At 68.4% G+C, this 14,873-nt stretch carries 16 protein-coding genes; 6 read left to right on the forward strand and 10 right to left on the reverse strand.

Annotated elements, in window-relative coordinates; all coding sequences use genetic code 11:
• Window positions 1–45 precede the first annotated feature (45 nt).
• Window positions 46–273: a YdcH family protein gene (locus AC2YHJ_RS06175; protein ID WP_487394684.1), complete on the forward strand. Its 228-nt coding sequence runs from the start codon at window positions 46–48 to the stop codon at window positions 271–273.
• 167 nt (window positions 274–440) lie between these two features.
• Here AC2YHJ_RS06175 and AC2YHJ_RS06180 read toward each other — a convergent pair whose 3' ends face one another.
• On the reverse strand, window positions 441–995 hold the full coding sequence (locus AC2YHJ_RS06180; RefSeq protein WP_487394686.1) for a DUF1013 domain-containing protein: 555 nt from the start codon (window positions 993–995) through the stop codon (window positions 441–443).
• 114 nt (window positions 996–1,109) lie between these two features.
• On the opposite strand from AC2YHJ_RS06180, the gene AC2YHJ_RS06185 reads away from it, so the two are divergent.
• Together AC2YHJ_RS06185 and AC2YHJ_RS06190 are read left to right on the forward strand one after the other, a co-directional pair.
• Window positions 1,110–1,304 (forward strand): DUF1192 domain-containing protein, encoded by a 195-nt coding sequence (locus AC2YHJ_RS06185; RefSeq protein ID WP_487394688.1) that lies wholly within the window; start codon window positions 1,110–1,112, stop codon window positions 1,302–1,304.
• A gap of 41 nt (window positions 1,305–1,345) precedes the next feature.
• Entirely contained in the window at window positions 1,346–2,857 is a 1,512-nt protein-coding gene (locus AC2YHJ_RS06190) for a protein adenylyltransferase SelO (protein ID WP_487394689.1), read from the forward strand.
• A gap of 137 nt (window positions 2,858–2,994) precedes the next feature.
• Here AC2YHJ_RS06190 and AC2YHJ_RS06195 read toward each other — a convergent pair whose 3' ends face one another.
• Window positions 2,995–3,453, reverse strand: coding sequence for an Hsp20 family protein (locus tag AC2YHJ_RS06195; RefSeq protein WP_487394691.1), 459 nt, complete (start codon window positions 3,451–3,453; stop codon window positions 2,995–2,997).
• 320 nt (window positions 3,454–3,773) lie between these two features.
• Window positions 3,774–4,004: a 50S ribosomal protein L31 gene (gene rpmE / locus AC2YHJ_RS06200; RefSeq protein ID WP_487394693.1), complete on the reverse strand. Its 231-nt coding sequence runs from the start codon at window positions 4,002–4,004 to the stop codon at window positions 3,774–3,776.
• A gap of 207 nt (window positions 4,005–4,211) precedes the next feature.
• Here rpmE and AC2YHJ_RS06205 point away from each other — a divergent pair, with 207 nt between their 5' ends.
• Complete coding sequence (locus AC2YHJ_RS06205) at window positions 4,212–5,825, forward strand: hypothetical protein (RefSeq protein WP_487394694.1); 1,614 nt, start codon at window positions 4,212–4,214, stop codon at window positions 5,823–5,825.
• A 205-nt stretch (window positions 5,826–6,030) separates the two neighbouring features.
• The gene (locus AC2YHJ_RS06210) at window positions 6,031–6,474 is read left to right on the forward strand and encodes an SgcJ/EcaC family oxidoreductase (protein ID WP_487394696.1); all 444 of its coding nucleotides are present in this window, start codon (window positions 6,031–6,033) and stop codon (window positions 6,472–6,474) included.
• A 166-nt stretch (window positions 6,475–6,640) separates the two neighbouring features.
• Here the strand turns inward: AC2YHJ_RS06210 and AC2YHJ_RS06215 are convergent, their stop codons facing one another.
• From AC2YHJ_RS06215 to AC2YHJ_RS06235, 5 genes are read right to left on the reverse strand one after another with little or no spacing between them, the layout of a single operon-like run.
• Window positions 6,641–7,297: an ABC transporter ATP-binding protein gene (locus tag AC2YHJ_RS06215; RefSeq protein ID WP_487394698.1), complete on the reverse strand. Its 657-nt coding sequence runs from the start codon at window positions 7,295–7,297 to the stop codon at window positions 6,641–6,643.
• Window positions 7,290–8,045: an ABC transporter ATP-binding protein gene (locus AC2YHJ_RS06220; protein ID WP_487394699.1), complete on the reverse strand. Its 756-nt coding sequence runs from the start codon at window positions 8,043–8,045 to the stop codon at window positions 7,290–7,292. Before AC2YHJ_RS06220 ends, AC2YHJ_RS06215 begins: the two co-directional genes overlap by 8 nt.
• Window positions 8,042–8,980 carry a branched-chain amino acid ABC transporter permease gene (locus tag AC2YHJ_RS06225; RefSeq protein WP_487394701.1) on the reverse strand — a complete coding sequence of 313 codons (939 nt, stop codon included), beginning with the start codon at window positions 8,978–8,980 and terminating at the stop codon, window positions 8,042–8,044. The genes AC2YHJ_RS06220 and AC2YHJ_RS06225 overlap by 4 nt, the downstream gene beginning before the upstream one ends.
• Entirely contained in the window at window positions 8,977–9,912 is a 936-nt protein-coding gene (locus AC2YHJ_RS06230) for a branched-chain amino acid ABC transporter permease (protein WP_487394702.1), read from the reverse strand. The genes AC2YHJ_RS06225 and AC2YHJ_RS06230 overlap by 4 nt, the downstream gene beginning before the upstream one ends.
• A 10-nt stretch (window positions 9,913–9,922) precedes the next feature.
• Entirely contained in the window at window positions 9,923–11,230 is a 1,308-nt protein-coding gene (locus tag AC2YHJ_RS06235) for an ABC transporter substrate-binding protein (protein ID WP_487394704.1), read from the reverse strand.
• A 241-nt stretch (window positions 11,231–11,471) separates the two neighbouring features.
• Between AC2YHJ_RS06235 and pdxY the strand changes: the two genes are divergently transcribed.
• Window positions 11,472–12,320 (forward strand): pyridoxal kinase PdxY, encoded by an 849-nt coding sequence (gene pdxY / locus AC2YHJ_RS06240; RefSeq protein WP_487394705.1) that lies wholly within the window; start codon window positions 11,472–11,474, stop codon window positions 12,318–12,320.
• 93 nt (window positions 12,321–12,413) lie between these two features.
• On the opposite strand, the gene AC2YHJ_RS06245 is transcribed toward pdxY, so the two are convergent.
• Both AC2YHJ_RS06245 and AC2YHJ_RS06250 read right to left on the reverse strand, forming a co-directional pair.
• On the reverse strand, window positions 12,414–13,292 hold the full coding sequence (locus AC2YHJ_RS06245; protein WP_487394707.1) for a class I SAM-dependent methyltransferase: 879 nt from the start codon (window positions 13,290–13,292) through the stop codon (window positions 12,414–12,416).
• A gap of 108 nt (window positions 13,293–13,400) precedes the next feature.
• A complete protein-coding gene (locus AC2YHJ_RS06250) occupies window positions 13,401–14,855 on the reverse strand; it encodes an N-acyl-D-amino-acid deacylase family protein (RefSeq protein WP_487394708.1) in 1,455 nt (484 codons plus the stop codon).
• Window positions 14,856–14,873: the final 18 nt, after the last annotated feature.

A 14,873-nucleotide genomic window follows, 5' to 3' on the forward strand; every position in this document is an offset into this window, starting at 1 on the left:
CCATCGCACATCCGGCCGGAAAGGGGCGGCAACAGCTCCTTCCCGGTGCCGCTGCCGGTCGGCGCGGCACTCAACAGCAATGAGGATGCGCAGCGCATGCCCATGGACGCCCGGATCGCCTCACTCGAGGAACGCCACGCCGCCCTCGAGCGCCGAATCCTGGATGAAGACCGCCGTCCAAGGCCGGACGACACCGAACTGGTCCGGCTGAAACGCGAGAAGCTCCGCCTCAAGGAGGAAATGGAACGCCTGCGGACCAGCAAGCCGCACTGAGTTTTTGTTGATCCTCAGACGGCCGGCGGCGGCCATCCGGCCGCCTTGCCTTCGCGCCATGCGCTGGGGCGGCTGGCGGGTTGGGCGCAGTTGTGCCTTGCGCTCCCGGATCGCGGCGGGGCCGCGATCCGAACAATGGTGGAGCGCGCCACGAGGCCGCTGTCGTTTCAGGCGGCGTCTTCGGCCGGCGGGGGCGGCGTCAGGCTGCCACCGGCGGCCTGGATCGCCGCATTGAGGTCCGACTGGGTGCACAGGCCCAGGATGACCGGATCGCGCGGCTTGATGTTCGGGCTGTTCCAGTGGGTCTTGTCCCGCACCTTGGCGATGGTGTCCTTGGTGGTGCCGAGCAGCTTCGCGACCACCGCATCCGGCAGCATGGGGTAGTTGCGCAGCAGGAAGGCGATGCCGTCCGGCCGATCGTTGCGCTTGGACACCGGGGTGTAGCGTCCACCCTTGGCACGCTGCTTCGGCAGCACGATCGTGCTTTCCTGCAGATGCAGCCGGGCGTTGGGATCGGCCTCGCAGCGGGCGATCTCCTCCCGCGTCAGCTGGCCGGAACCGACCGGGTCGAAGCCCACGATGCCTTGCGCCACCTCGCCATCCGCGATGGCCTGGATCTCAAGCGGGTGCATGCCGACGAAGTCGGCGATCTGGTCGAAGGAAAGCGACGTCTTGTCGATCAGCCACACGGCGGTGGCCTTCGGCATGAGCGGCTGGGGCATGGGCGGACCTCGGATGGCCGGAGGGGCGGCAGGAGCGAACCCCCGCGACAATGTCGCGCCCCGTATAATCAGGCAGAATGGCAGGGTCAAAGCCTTGATGGGAAAGGAGGCAACATGCCCGCGATGGATGAGGATGCGGAACCGCGCCGCCGGCAGGTGCTGGAGAAGCCGAAATTCGATGGCTGGGATGTGTCGCAGCTACAGGACTACATAGCCGAACTGCAGGCCGAGATCGCTCGCGCCGAGATCGCGATCGGGTCGCGCAACGATCACCGCGCGGCCGCCGAGGCGTTCTTCCGCAAGGGGTAGGGCTTGTCGGCGGGGCCACGGAGCGCGATCTGCGAGGAACCATGCCGGACACATCCATCATCGCGCCCGCCCCCCCGCCCGAGGCCGGCACCCGCCCGGCCTTCAACAATTCCTATGCCCGCCTGCCGGAACGGCTGTTCGCGCGGCTGGCGCCGACGCCGGTCAGCGCGCCGCGCCTGCTGCGGCTGAATACCGGCCTCGCGGAGGCGCTGGGGCTTGATCCCGCTTGGCTCGCTTCCCCGGCCGGGGTGGCGATGATGGCCGGCAATCATGTGCCCGAGGGCGCGGAGCCGATCGCCCAGGCCTATGCCGGGCACCAGTTCGGGCATTTCACTCCGAGCCTCGGCGATGGCCGCGCCATCCTGCTGGGGGAGGTGGTCACGCCAGCGGGCGAACGCCGCGACATCCAACTGAAGGGCTCGGGGCCGACGCCGTTCTCCCGCCGCGGCGACGGGCGCGCGGCGGTCGGGCCGGTGCTGCGCGAATACATCATCGGCGAGGCGATGGCCGCACTCGGCATCCCGACGACGCGCGCACTTGCTGCTGTCGCGACCGGCGATTTCGTGTTCCGCGAGGATGCGCTGCCGGGCGCGGTGCTGACCCGCGTCGCGGCGAGCCACATCCGCGTCGGCACCTTCCAGTATTTCGCCGCGCGGCGGGATACGGACGCGCTGCGGGTGCTGACGGACTACGCCATCGCCCGGCACGATTCGGCGGCGGCGGATGCGCCGAACCCGGCGCTGGCGCTGCTGGAAGGGGTGGTCGCACGACAGGCGGATCTGATCGCGCGCTGGATGCTGGTCGGCTTCATCCATGGCGTGATGAACACCGACAATTGCGCCATCTCGGGCGAGACGATCGACTACGGGCCTTGCGCCTTCCTCGATGCCTATCACCCGGAGAAGGTGTTTTCGTCGATCGACCAGCAGGGGCGCTATGCCTACGGCAACCAGCCGGGGATCGCGCATTGGAACCTCGCAAGGCTGGCGGAATGCCTGTTGCCGTTGATCGACGCGGATGAGGACACGTCGCTCGAGAAGGCCAAGGAGGCGCTGTCCCGCTTCGGACCGCGCTTCGGCGCGGCGTGGCGCGACGGCCTGCTGCGCAAGGTCGGGCTGACCGAGGCGCGGGAGGGTGACGAGGACCTGCTGCAGGACCTGCTGGTGCGGATGGCCGCGAATGAAGCGGACTTCACGCTGACCTTCCGGCGGCTGGCGGATGCGGCGGATGATGTAGCGGCGGATGCCTCGGTGCGGGCGCTGTTCGCGGATCCGGCAGCCTATGATGGCTGGGGTGTCGCTTGGCGGGCGCGGCTGGCGCAGGAGTCGCCGGGCCGAGGCGCTGCGATGCGGCTGGTGAACCCCGCCTTCATCCCGCGCAATCATCTGGTCGAGGAAGCCCTGGCCGCTGCCGTGCAGCGCGACGACCTCGCCCCGTTCGAGGAACTGCTGGCGGTGCTGGCGCGTCCCTTCGACGACCAACCGGGCCGGGAGCGCTTCGCCGAGCCACCCCTTCCCGAGGAGCGCGTGACCGCCACCTTCTGCGGCACCTGACGCAAAATGCCCGGCCAGGACGTGACCCTGGGCCGGGCATTCGCTTGATGGGCCTGCCTGCCGGGCCGGGCGCGCCGGCCTGACAGACAGAAAACGAAGGGGGCCCCGGGGGAAGTGTTCCTCCCCCGGAGGTCTCGTCAGGCCGCCTCGGCCGTGGTCTCGAGGGCCGGGCGCGTGCCCTGCACCGGGATACGGCGCGGCTTCAGCGTCTCGGGCACCACCTGCTTCAGCGCGACGTGCAGCAGGCCGTTCGCGAGGTCGGCGCCTTCGACCACGATGTGGTCGGCGAGGACGAAGCGGCGCTCGAAGGCGCGGCCGGCGATGCCGCGGTGCAGGAAGCGGCGGCCGTCCTCGGGCTGGGCCTGGGGCTTGCCGGCGACGGTCAGGGTGTTCTCCTGGGCCGTGATTTCGATGTCGGCCTCGGAGAAGCCGGCGACGGCCATGGTCAGGACGTAGCTGTCCTCACCGGTCTTCTCGATGTTGTAGGGGGGGTAGCCGGTGGCGTCGGTGACGTTGCGCGCGTTGTCCATCAGGCGCGCGAGACGGTCGAAGCCGATGGCGGAACGGAAGAGGGGGGAGAAGTCGATCGCGTTCAATGGAACCTCCTGCCTTGAGCAAGGTTCGTTGCGGGGCGGATCCGGGCTCACTGGGTCCCCAAAAGGGCGACCCTGCCGTTCCGCGCCGATGGCCCCCGAGGGGCGCCATCGACAGGAATGGAGGTAAGTGGAGGGTTCGGCGGCTTCAAGGGGACGCGAACGCCGCACCAGAACGCAAAACGGCCCGAGGCTTTCGCCTCGGGCCGTGAGCGCAAAGCGCGACCGCGCCCAGACCGACTGCAATCGCCAACGCAGCAACGCATTGCGCGAAGGCAAGCAGCCCGGATGGGCTGCGCCCGCCGTCTGAGGGCGCGAAAAGATTAACCCTTCTTGCGGGCGCCGATGCCGGCGAACTTCTTGTTGAACTTGGCGATCTGGCCGCCCGTGTCGATCACGCGCTGCTGGCCGGTCCAGGCCGGGTGCGACTTCGGGTCGATGTCCAGACGCAGCGTGTCGCCGGCCTTGCCCATGCAGGACCGCGTCTTGAACTCGGTCCCGTCGGTCATGATGACGGTGATCTCGTGGTAGTCGGGATGGATATCGGACTTCATCGGGCGACACTCATGCAGGAACGCCCGACGATGCCGACCGGCGGGCAGGGAAGATGCGGCGTATAGGGGAGGGGCGGGGCCGGTGCAACCGCGCCGTCGCTTTTACTTGCGATACCGAGACGAAAGGTCCAGGGTCCGCCGCCGGGAGCCCGCCACGGGAAGGCAGCCCCTGGCGGACTGCTCCCTCACAGCAAGGGAGGGAACAGCATGTTCCGCAAAACGGGAACCCGCGCCGCCCTGGCGGCCGGCCTGGTCCTGACGCCCGGCGCCTTCGCCCAGGCGCAGACAGCACCGGCAGCCGATACCGCGCATCGCACGCACCAGGTGCTCGGCACGGTCAACTTTCCGGTCACCTGCTCACCGGCCGCGCAGGCCGATTTCAACCACGCGATGCTGCTGCAGCATTCCTTCTGGTACCAGGCCGCGGCCGAGGCCTTCCGCAAGGCGCGCGAGACCGATGCATCCTGCGTGATGGCCTATTGGGGCGAAGCCCTGGCGCTGCTGGTGAACCCCTTCACCGTGACGACCGTGGCCAATCTGCGCGCCGGACGCGCCCTGTTGGCCGAGGCGCAGCGGGTAGGCGCGCGCAGCGAGCGCGAGGCGGGCCTGATCGCCGCGCTGTCTGCGCTGTATGGGAACGAAGATCCGACACAGCACCGCGCGCGCATGGAACGCTATGAACAGGCGATGGCGCAGCTCAATGAGCGCTTCCCGGACGATTCCGAGATCGCCATCCAATATGCCCTCGCCCTGGTGATGGTCGCGCCGCCGACCGACAAGACCTATGCGCGGCAGATCCGCGCGGCCGACATCCTGGAACGCGAGGCCGGGCGCCAGCCGCAGCATCCGGGCGTCGCGCACTACCTGATCCATACCTACGACACGCCGGCGCTGGCTGGGCGTGGCGTGCCTGCGGCCGAACGCTATGCCGCCATCGCGGCCGACGCGCCGCACGCGCTGCACATGCCATCCCACATCTTCACGCGCGTCGGGCGGTGGGAGGATTCGATCGAGACCAACCGTCGATCGGCCGAGACGGCCCGCGCGCGGGAAGCCGTGTTCGACGAGATCCACGCCTATGACTACCTGGTCTATGGCTACCTCCAGACCGGGCAGGACGGCGCCGCGCGCGCGGTGCTGGCCGGCCTGACGCGCTTCGACGGCTGGACCGCGCCGGCACCCATCTTCGCCTGGGGCCTGACGGCGATGCGGGCGCGCTGGCCGCTGGAACGCGGCGCGTGGGATGAAGCCTCGGCGCTCGACACTCGCCCGCAGAATGCGCCCTTCGTCGATGCGAATACGCATTTCACCCGCGCGATCGGCGCCGCACGCGCCGGCCGGCCGGATGCCGCGGCCACCGATGTCGAGGCGCTGCGCACGGCTGTCGCGGCCCTGCAGGGGCGCGATCCCTACTGGCAGGAGCAAACCGATCTCCTGCGCCTCGCCGCCGAAGGCTGGGTGGCCTTCGCGCGCGGTCAGCAGGAGGAGGGGCTCGCCCTGCTGCGCCAGGCGACGGAGCGGGAGGCCCGGACCGACAAGCACCCGGTTACGCCCGGGCCACTGATGCCGGCGCGCGAGCAATTGGCCGAGATGCTCGCCCTGATGGGCCGCAACGCCGAGGCGCAGCGCGAATTCGAGGCGGTGCTGGAGATCGAGCCGCGTCGCTTCCGCGCCGTCGCGGGCGCGGCGCAGGCGGCCGAGAAGGCCGGTGATCGCGCGGCGGCGCGCCGGCATTACGACGCGCTGCTGGTGATCGCGGCGCGGGCGGATACGGCGCGGCCGGAACTGGTGGCGGCGCGGGCGTTCGTGGCGGCGAATTGAGGGCCTGCAATGTCAGGTGCCGCACCAATTCTGCGATCAGGGCAGGCGGTGCTTACGGCGCGATGCGCGTTGCCGCATCGCGCCGTTCTCCGATGGGCGGTTGCGGGCGGGGCATTGTCGTGGCCTGTCGCATGAGGATGCGCGTGCCAGCGCCAGGGCTCCGGTGCGCTGCTTCGTTGAGGATTCCAGGCGGGAGGCGCATACGATGCGATTGATTCCCGGTGCGCTTGCCGCGTGCCTTCTTCTGTCGCCCGCGGCCTTCGCCGGACCGCGGGAAGAGGCGTTGGCTGTCGTGCAGCGGTGGTCAGAGGCTTTCGCGGCTTCGGACGTGGACGCCATTACCGCGCTTTACGCCCCGGACGCCCTGTTCATGGGCACCGGAAGCAAGACGGTCGTGACGGACCCGGCCGCGATCCGCCGCTACTTCGAGGGTGCCCTCCTGAGCAACCGGCCACGGGGAACGCAAACGCCATCGCCGCACGTCATGGTGCTGTCCGATGACTCGGTCCTCGTCACGGGGCTGAACGACACGACCGGTATTCGCGACGGCAATACCTACACTCTCGAAGGACGCGTGACATTCGTCGTCGCCCGCCGTGGGGCCGATTGGCGGATCGTGCATTTCCACCGATCCGCGCTGCCCCGGTAGCCGGCGCCGTTCTGGCAGGGCGAAGCATCCGGTGCCGTCACGCTCTTGAGGCTTGTCGGGGTTGTGGACCTGCAAGTGCCTGCCGGGCCGCCCGGAGCAACAAGAAAAGCGATCCGCCCGGGTGACTCCATCCGGGCGGATATGGTTGTGAGCGCAGTAGCGCCCTTCAGCCTGCGGTGATCTCCCCGCGCTCGATCACATAGGTCTGCTCGACCAGCGGCCGCAGCAGTTCCGGATTGCTCTCCGTGATCAGGATGGCGACGTCGGGCAGGGCCGCGCGGAGCCGCTTCAGGGCTTCCGCGTAGCGCAGCGCCAGCGCCGGGGCGAGGCCCTGGAAGGGCTCGTCCAGCAGCACCGCGCGCGTGCCCACCATCAGCGCGCGGCCGAGTGCCACCATCTTGCCCTGCCCGCCCGACAACCCGGCGGCCTTGCGCGGCGCGAGGTCCTTCAGTTCCGGCAGCAGCGCATAGACACGTTCCAGCCGGCGCTGGATCTCCGGCGGGTCGAGCCGCAGCACCTGCGCGGGGAGGAGCATGTTGTCCTCCACCGTGAAGGAGCCGAACAGGCGCCGTTCCTCCGGCGCGTATCCGATGCCGTGGCGCGGGCGGTGATGCGGGGGCAGGCGGGTCTCGTCCTCCCCGTCGATCACCACCTTGCCGGACCCGGCGCTGACCAGGCCCATCAAGGTGCGCAGCGTGGTGGTCTTGCCCGCGCCGTTGCGCCCGATCAGCGCGACGCGGCCGCCAGCGGGGACGGAGAGGGAGACGTTGCGCAGCACCGGCACGCCGGCGATGGCGACGGACACGCCCGACAGCTCAAGCATGACGTTCGATCCCGATCACGTCGCGCTGCACCGCGGGGTCGGCCAGCACCTCCTGCGGCGGGCCCAGGGCGGCGATGCGCCCCTGGGACCAGACCGCGACACGGTCGGCGAACCGTTCGACCACGTCCATGTCGTGCTCGACGAAGACGGCGGTGACCTTGGCATCGCGCAGCACGTTCACGAGCGTCTCGACAATCGCCATCTTCTCCGACGCCGCGACGCCGGAGGTCGGTTCATCCATCAGCAGCAGCCGCGGCTTCAATGCCACGGCCATGGCGATGTCGGCCAGCTTGCGTGCGCCCTCGTTCAAGGCATCGGCGCGGGTGTCGGCGATGGAGGACAGGCCGAAGCGGTCCAGCAGGTCGCGCGCCTCGTCGCGGTAGCGGGGGCGCAGCAGCGGGGCCAGGGGCGACCAGATGCCGTCGCGCGACGCGACGGCGAGCGCGATGTTCTGCTCGACCGTGTGCTCGACGAACAGCTGCGGCAACTGGAAGGAGCGCGCGATGCCGAGCTTGACGATGGCGCGCGGCGACATCCCCACGATGCGCCGGCCCTCATAGGTGATGTCCCCCGAATTCGGCCGCAGGTAGCCGGTGGACATGTTGATGAAGGTGGTCTTGCCGGCACCGTTGGGGCCGATGATGGCGAGGAACTCGCCCTTCATCACGCCGAGATTGATGCCATCCGCCGCCTTCACCCCGCCGAAGGCGAGCCGCAGGTCGGTGGCCTGGAGGAGGACCTCGCTCATCGCGCGCCCCCCTTGTCGAAGACCCGCTTGGCCATGCCCCACAGCCCGCCCGGCGCGAACAGGATGACCAGCAGCAACACCGCACCCAGGATCATCTGCCAGGCATCGGCGAAGGAGGCCGCCGCGTAGATGCGCACCAGCTCATAGGCTGCCGCACCCAGGAACGGCCCGAGCACGCCGCCCGCACCACCCAGGATGGCGATGAAGACGAGTTCGCCCGAGGAGGTCCAATAGGCAAGCAGCGGCGTGACATGGCGCGAGGTCATCGCGATCAGCGCCCCGCCGATGCCCCCGAGCGCGGCCGACATGACATAGGCCGCGAGCAGCACGCCGCGCGCCGGCACGCCCATGAACTCCAGCCGCGTCTCGCGCGTCTTGATGCCGGCCAGCGCCTCGCCCATCGGGGAGGACAGGTAGAGGCGGACGAGCAGGCCGATGACGAAGGCAAGGCCCAGCGCGATGCCGAAGATCGTCCATTCATAGGCGATGCGGTCGAGCGCCTGGCCGGCCACGGGCATCACCTCGACCCGGATGCCGTCGCTGCCTTTGGTGTAGTGGTAGAGCTTCTCGAGCAGCGAATAGAACACCATGGACATGGCGAGGTTCAGCATGCCGAAGAAGATCTGCCGGTAGCGCGTGACGAACAGCCCGATCAGAAGTCCGAGGACGCCCGCGCCCACCGCGGCGAAGGCCAGCAGCAGCACCGCATCGTTGAAGCGCGGTGCCAGGAAGGCGACGGTATAGGCCCCGAAGGCGATATACAGCGCATGGCCGAAGGAAACCTGCCCCGCGCGCAGCAGCAGCAGGATGCCCACCACCGCGATGCCCTTGGCGAGCGCGATGGTCAGCACGAAGCGCAGCCAGGGCGCCATGACGGCCGCCGTGATCATCGCCGCCGCGAGCAGCAGCGCCAGGAAGGGTTCGATCTTCCTCATACGCGGCGCGTTTCCATCACGCCGAACAGCCCCTGCGGGCGGACCAGCAGCACCAGCACCATGATGATGTAGGGCACCACGACTTCCAGTTCCGGCTCGAAATACACGGCGATGGACCGGCCGAGGCCCATCATCAGGGAGGTCAGCGCCGCGCCCTCGATCTGGCCGAGGCCGGCGGTCGCGACCACGGCGAAGGACAGCACGATGGTTTGCGCGCCGATGCCCGGCACCAGGGCGGCGGTCGGCGAGGACAGCGCGCCGCCGAGGGCCGCGAGCATCGCGCCGAAGGTGAAGGTGAGGAGGAAGATCTTCGCCGCGTCGATGCCCATTGCCGTCGCGGCCTCGCGGTCGGTGGTGACGGCGACGATGACCCGGCCCATCAGCGTGCGCCGGAGGAACCAGGCGAGGCCCGCCAGCGTGATCACGGCGATGCCCGGCAGGATGAACAGCTGGTAGTTGGTGAAGGGGATGAAGTCGGCGCCGAAGGGCACGTCGATGGTGCCAAGCCACTTCATCGCAGCATCATGGTGGATCGGCTGCACGCCCCAGACGAGCTTCTGCACGTCCTCCAGGATCATGAACAGCGCGAAGGTGACGAGGAGTTGCACCACTTCCTCCTGCGCGTAGATCCGACGCAGCAGGAAGCGTTCGATCAGCGGGCCGAGCACCGCGCCCACCAGCGCGGCCGAGAGGATCAGCGTCGGGATCGACGCCCATTCCGGCAGGCCGCGGCTGCTGAGGAAGATGCCGATCGAGGCCGCGGAATAGGCCCCGATCGCATAGAGCGAGCCGTGCGCGACATTGACGATGCGCAGCACGCCGAAGACGAGGTTGAGCCCCACCGCGACAAGGAAGATCAATCCGGCGGAAGAAAGCCCATCCAGCAAGGCCAGGCCGAGCAGAAGGCCATTGTCCTGGAACCACTCGGCCATGGCGCGCGGCTCAGCCGATCGGCCGGCCGGAAGAGGCGATGAAGCCCGCCTGCAGCGTCTTCAGCCAGTCGGTGGACTTCTGCCCGACGGGGGCGGAAACCTCGGCGCCGGGGAACTGGATCATCTCCTTCGGCACCGCGAAGGGGAAGCGGTCATTGAAGGACGACAGGCCGACGATCTGGTCCTCCAGCCCCTGGCCGTCCTCGCGCAGCGTGATGGTCGAGGTCGGCGTCGGGAAGGTCAGGCCGCGGAAGGCATTGGCCATTTCCAGGTCCGACGGCCAGCCGCCATTCTTCGCCGCCACCGCCTTCTCGACACCCGCCTTCAGCGCCCAGACCGCCTGCGCCATGTGGTGGCACGGATAGATCGGGTATTCGTTGAAGCGGGTGCGGTAGGCGTTGACGAAGTCGTTGAACAGCTGCGGGTTGGCCGGCGAGGGGTGGTTGTTCCAATGGTCGCCGCGGGTGCCGATGACATGGCCTTCCGGCATGGTCCGCCCCAGGATCTGCAGCGAGGCTTCCGCCACCGGCAGCACGAAGGTGGTGCGTTCATGCAGACGACGCTCGGTCGCCTGGCGGATGAAGGTGACGAGCTCACCGCCCCACGACGTGGACAGGATCACATCGGGGCGCAGCGCGAGCAGGCGGGTGATCTCGGTCGAGAAGTCGGTCGAGCCGAGGCGCGGGAACATCTCGGCCACCACGCGCACGCCGGGCTTCAGCGCGTCCATGCCGGTCTTCCACAGCTCCCAGGAATCGCGGCCCCAGGCGTAGTCCTGGTTGATCACCGCGACAGTGCGGAAGTCTGGCTTCTTCTTCAGCAGGTACAGCAGCGGCGCGAGCACTTCCGGCGTGCCGTAGCCCTGGGTGCGGAAGGCGTAGTCCCAGCGGTTCTCCTCGAAGATGCGCTGGGTGCCGCAATCCCACAGCAGCATCACCTTCGACAATTCGCGCGACAGCGGCGTGCAGGCCAGGCAGGAGCCCGAGGAGATCGACTGGAACAGCACGTGCACGCCTTCGGACTGCACGAGGCGGCGCATCTCGCCGACCAGGTGGTCGGTGCCAGGGGCCTCGTCCACGAAGGTGGCGCGCAGCGGCACGCCGGCGATCCCACCGGAGGCGTTGATCTGGTCGACCAGCATCTCGCAGGCCTTGCGCGACGGGACGCCGAAGACCGAGGCCGGGCCGGAGAGGAAGGTGGTGACGCCGATCTTGAACTCGGCGGGCTTGGCGGCCGGCTGGGCGGACAGCGTCGCGGGCAGCAGCACGGTGCCGAAGCCGGCGGTCAGCGCCTCACGACGCGTCAGGGATGCGGTCATCCGGGTTCCTCCCTCGGGGTTTCCGACCGGGGTTGGCCCCCGGACTTAAGCTGCGAGAATGGACGTGCATCGCTTGACCGCGCAAGGAGGGGGGTGGCGGACCGACCCGCCCGCGGCGCGCCTGCCCAGGCGGAACCGCCCCCGCCCTGAATCTCGGATGGGCGCTTCACGCGGCCGGGTGATTCCACCCGGCCGCGATCTGCTCTAGCGTCCGCGCCCCTTCGTTTCCTCGGATGCGCCGATGACCTCGATCCTGTCCATCCAATCCTGGGTCGCCTATGGCCATGTCGGCAATGCCAGCGCGATCTTCCCGCTGCAGCGACTGGGTGCGGAGGTCTGGGGCATCCACACCGTCCAGTTCTCCAACCACACCGGCTATGGTGCCTGGCGCGGCCAGGTCTTCGGCGCCGAGCTGATCCAGGACTGCGTCACGGGCATCGAGGAACGCGGCGCGCTGGCGCGCTGCGATGCGGTGCTGTCGGGCTACATGGGCTCGGCCGAGATCGGTGCGGCCATCCGCGATGCCGCACGGCGGGTGAAGGCGGCGAATCCGGCGGCGCTGTGGTGCTGCGACCCGGTGATCGGCGATGTCGGGCGCGGCGTCTTCGTCCGCCCCGGCATTCCCGAATTCCTGCGCGACGAGGCCCTGCCCGAGGCCGACATCATCACCCCCAACCAGTTCGAGCTGGAATGGCTGACGGGGCGCGAGGTCACGACGCTGGACGACGCGAAGCAGGCGATCGCCGCCCTTCAGGCGCGCGGGCCGCGCTGCGTGCTGGTGACGTCGCTCCGGCTCGCTGACACGCCGGATGGCGAGATCGGCATGCTGGCGGGCGAGGGCGGTCGCTTCTGGCGGCTGTCCACGCCGATGCTGCCGGTGTCGGTCAATGGTGCGGGCGATGCGATCGCCGCATTGTTCCTGTTCCACCGGTTGCGCGGCGGGACGGATGCCGCGCTGTCGGCTGCGGCATCGTCGATCTTCGGTCTGCTGCGCCGGACGGCCGAGGCCGGATCGCGGGAGATCCTGACCGTCGCGGCGCAGGAGGAATTCGTGACCCCGTCTCGGGTGTTTGCCGCCGCCGGGTGCTGAAGGACCAGCCACGCCGGTCTGCTTCGTTCGCCCGCGCGGTCGACGGGTCGCCTCGTCACGATGGTGTCGGAAGCCTGCGCCGTGCGGACGACGCTATGGCGTCTCGTAGCACGCTGCGTATAGGGCCAGTCCGTAGTGGTCGCCCGTTTCGCCCGGTTCACGTGGCCGGAGGTAGAAGGGACGATATTCCGGATCCAGGTCGGTACGCGCGATCATGGTGCCTGCGTTGCCGCGCAGGCGCATCTCTTGGATGATCTGTTGCAGCACGAAGGTCGCGTAGTCTTCAAAGCACGGACGGCGACACAGGTAGCCCTTGTCGTTCGTCACCAGGAAGAAGGTCAGGTCCGTGTCCGTGGTGTATAGATACTTGAATACCGCAGGCAGGATCTGCGAGTAGTTGAGGTTCGTGAAGTCGTCGAGGCACACTACGCCGTTCGGTGCCAGGATCTCGTCGACGAGGGCCATCTCGGCCAGGGTGTCCCGGTATCCATGGCCGCTGTCGACATGAGCGAATCGCACGGAGCCGCGAATTGCCGCGACATCGAAATGCGCAGCGAACTCTTTGGAACTGGCCTGAACGAATTCGGGACGGGCATAGAACTTGCCGAGCACCTCCTCCGTCAGGAGCTGGTTCACGTCGCACAGGATGAAGCGCTCTCCTGAACGGATATGGGCGCTCATGATCGATGCCGAGCGGCCCTTCCAGACCCCGATCTCCAGTATGTGCCCCATCACGTCACGTGCCGCCTGATGCGCCAGGACGGCATCCATGACTTGCATCGAGAAATCAGACATCATGCCTTCGATGCTGAGCGCATTGGCCTGACGTTCGATGAAGTCGGCAGGCGCAGGTGCTGGTCGTACCGGCGGCAACTCGATGATGCGGCTCGCTGGTGAAGCGTCGGGTGGCGCTTCGGGTGGCGGCGTTGCAAACAACCTTCGGGCTAGGCCTCGGACCAGACGCCGCACCATTGTTCTACGCCATCTTCATTTGATCTTCGGCAACGGTAGCCAGTGCGGTGCGCAATTGCACCTGCCAATTGCGCGTTCGCGGTCACCCTGGCTCGCCCGCGCCGGCAATCACACGCGGTTGCGCGTGACAAGCCGCCCCGGCTTCTCCCCGGTCGCGCCCTTGCCCGCGACATAGGTGACGACGCCGTTCGCCCAGACTTCCTCGATGCCCGCGCTGACCTGCTTCGGTTCCTCGAAGGTCGCACGGTCGATCACCGTGTCCGCATCGAACAGCACCAGGTCGGCATAGGCCCCCTCGCGGATCTCGCCGCGATCGATCATGCCGAACAGGTTCGCGGTGCGGCCCGTCATCTTGTGGATGGCGGTCTCCAGGCTGAACAGCCGCAACTGCCGCGCATAGAGCCCCAGCACGCGCGGGAAGGTGCCCCACAGCCGCGGATGCGGATGCGCGTCATGCGGAATGCCGTCCGACCCGATCACCGAGGACGGATGCGCCATGATGCGCCGCACATCCTCCTCATCCATCTGCCAGGTGACCTGGCCGGCAGGCAGCAGGCGCTGGGCCGCCTGGCGGATATCAGTGTTCCAGCCGCGCGCGATGTCCGACAGGTACTTCCCCGCCATCTCCGGATGCGGGATCGACCAGGTGATCATGACTTTCACGTCGTCGCGCAGGCGGTCCGGCATCAGCACGGTGGACCCGGCCGGATAGGGATACATGTCGAAGAACATGTCCTGCGTCTGGTTGATCGCATCGATCAGCGGCAGCGTCTGCGTCGAACGCCCGTAATTCTCCGGCATCGAGCATTTGTGGTGGCTGACCCAGACCGGCACGCCGACGCGCTTTCCGATCTTCGCCGTCTCCTCGATCGAGGCCAGCACGCGGTCCGCCTCGTCGCGCATATGGGTGACGTAGATGCCACCGAAGGTGCGCAGCGGCTCGGCCACCGCGATCACCTCCTCGGTCGTCGCATGCATGTTGGGCGGGTAGTAGAGGCCCGTCGAGAAGCCGGACGCGCCCTCGGCCAACGAGTTCTTCACCCGCAGGCGCATGTGCTCGATCTCGGAATCCTTGGCGACGCGCATCACGTCGCCATCCATTGCCTCCACGCGCATGGTCTGGTGGCCGACCAGGGCGTAGGTGTTCACCTCCGACCCGCGCTTCTTCAGCTCATGCGCGTAGTCGCCGAAGCTGTCGAAGCGCCACCACCCGTCCTCCCCGATCAGGTCGAGCGGCGGCGGCGGCACGCGCTTGAACCGCGCGGGCGACAGCGATACGCCGCAATTGCCGACGACGACCGTGGTCACGCCCTGGCTGATCTTGCAGGTCATGCATTCCGGCCCGCACATCACCGCGCGGTCGTCATGGGTATGCGCATCGATGAAACCTGGCGCGAGGGCGCGGCCATTCGCCATCACCTCCCGATCCGCCGAGGCGCCACCAAGGTCGCCCACGCCGACGATGCGGTCCCCCGTCACGCCGACGTCGCCACGCCGGCGCGGCCCGCCCGTCCCGTCGAAGATCGTCGCATCGCGGATGATGAGGTCGCAGCGCAGCGCCATGGTCGCAGTCCCGAATGA

The organism is Roseomonas sp. SRI_022, assembly GCF_057586215.1.

Excerpts from the sequence above, each read along its gene's own strand:
- AC2YHJ_RS06180 (WP_487394686.1), bottom strand. The coding sequence starts at position 995 with ATGCCCCAGCCGCTCATGCCGAAGGCCACCGCCGTGTGGCTGATCGAC.
- AC2YHJ_RS06185 (WP_487394688.1), top strand. The coding sequence starts at position 1,110 with ATGCCCGCGATGGATGAGGATGCGGAACCGCGCCGCCGGCAGGTGCTG.
- AC2YHJ_RS06190 (WP_487394689.1), top strand. The coding sequence starts at position 1,346 with ATGCCGGACACATCCATCATCGCGCCCGCCCCCCCGCCCGAGGCCGGC.
- rpmE (WP_487394693.1), bottom strand. The coding sequence starts at position 4,004 with ATGAAGTCCGATATCCATCCCGACTACCACGAGATCACCGTCATCATG.
- AC2YHJ_RS06205 (WP_487394694.1), top strand. The coding sequence starts at position 4,212 with ATGTTCCGCAAAACGGGAACCCGCGCCGCCCTGGCGGCCGGCCTGGTC.
- AC2YHJ_RS06210 (WP_487394696.1), top strand. The coding sequence starts at position 6,031 with ATGCGATTGATTCCCGGTGCGCTTGCCGCGTGCCTTCTTCTGTCGCCC.
- AC2YHJ_RS06215 (WP_487394698.1), bottom strand. The coding sequence starts at position 7,297 with ATGCTTGAGCTGTCGGGCGTGTCCGTCGCCATCGCCGGCGTGCCGGTG.
- AC2YHJ_RS06220 (WP_487394699.1), bottom strand. The coding sequence starts at position 8,045 with ATGAGCGAGGTCCTCCTCCAGGCCACCGACCTGCGGCTCGCCTTCGGC.
- AC2YHJ_RS06225 (WP_487394701.1), bottom strand. The coding sequence starts at position 8,980 with ATGAGGAAGATCGAACCCTTCCTGGCGCTGCTGCTCGCGGCGGCGATG.
- AC2YHJ_RS06230 (WP_487394702.1), bottom strand. The coding sequence starts at position 9,912 with ATGGCCGAGTGGTTCCAGGACAATGGCCTTCTGCTCGGCCTGGCCTTG.
- AC2YHJ_RS06235 (WP_487394704.1), bottom strand. The coding sequence starts at position 11,230 with ATGACCGCATCCCTGACGCGTCGTGAGGCGCTGACCGCCGGCTTCGGC.
- pdxY (WP_487394705.1), top strand. The coding sequence starts at position 11,472 with ATGACCTCGATCCTGTCCATCCAATCCTGGGTCGCCTATGGCCATGTC.
- AC2YHJ_RS06245 (WP_487394707.1), bottom strand. The coding sequence starts at position 13,292 with ATGGTGCGGCGTCTGGTCCGAGGCCTAGCCCGAAGGTTGTTTGCAACG.
- AC2YHJ_RS06250 (WP_487394708.1), bottom strand. The coding sequence starts at position 14,855 with ATGGCGCTGCGCTGCGACCTCATCATCCGCGATGCGACGATCTTCGAC.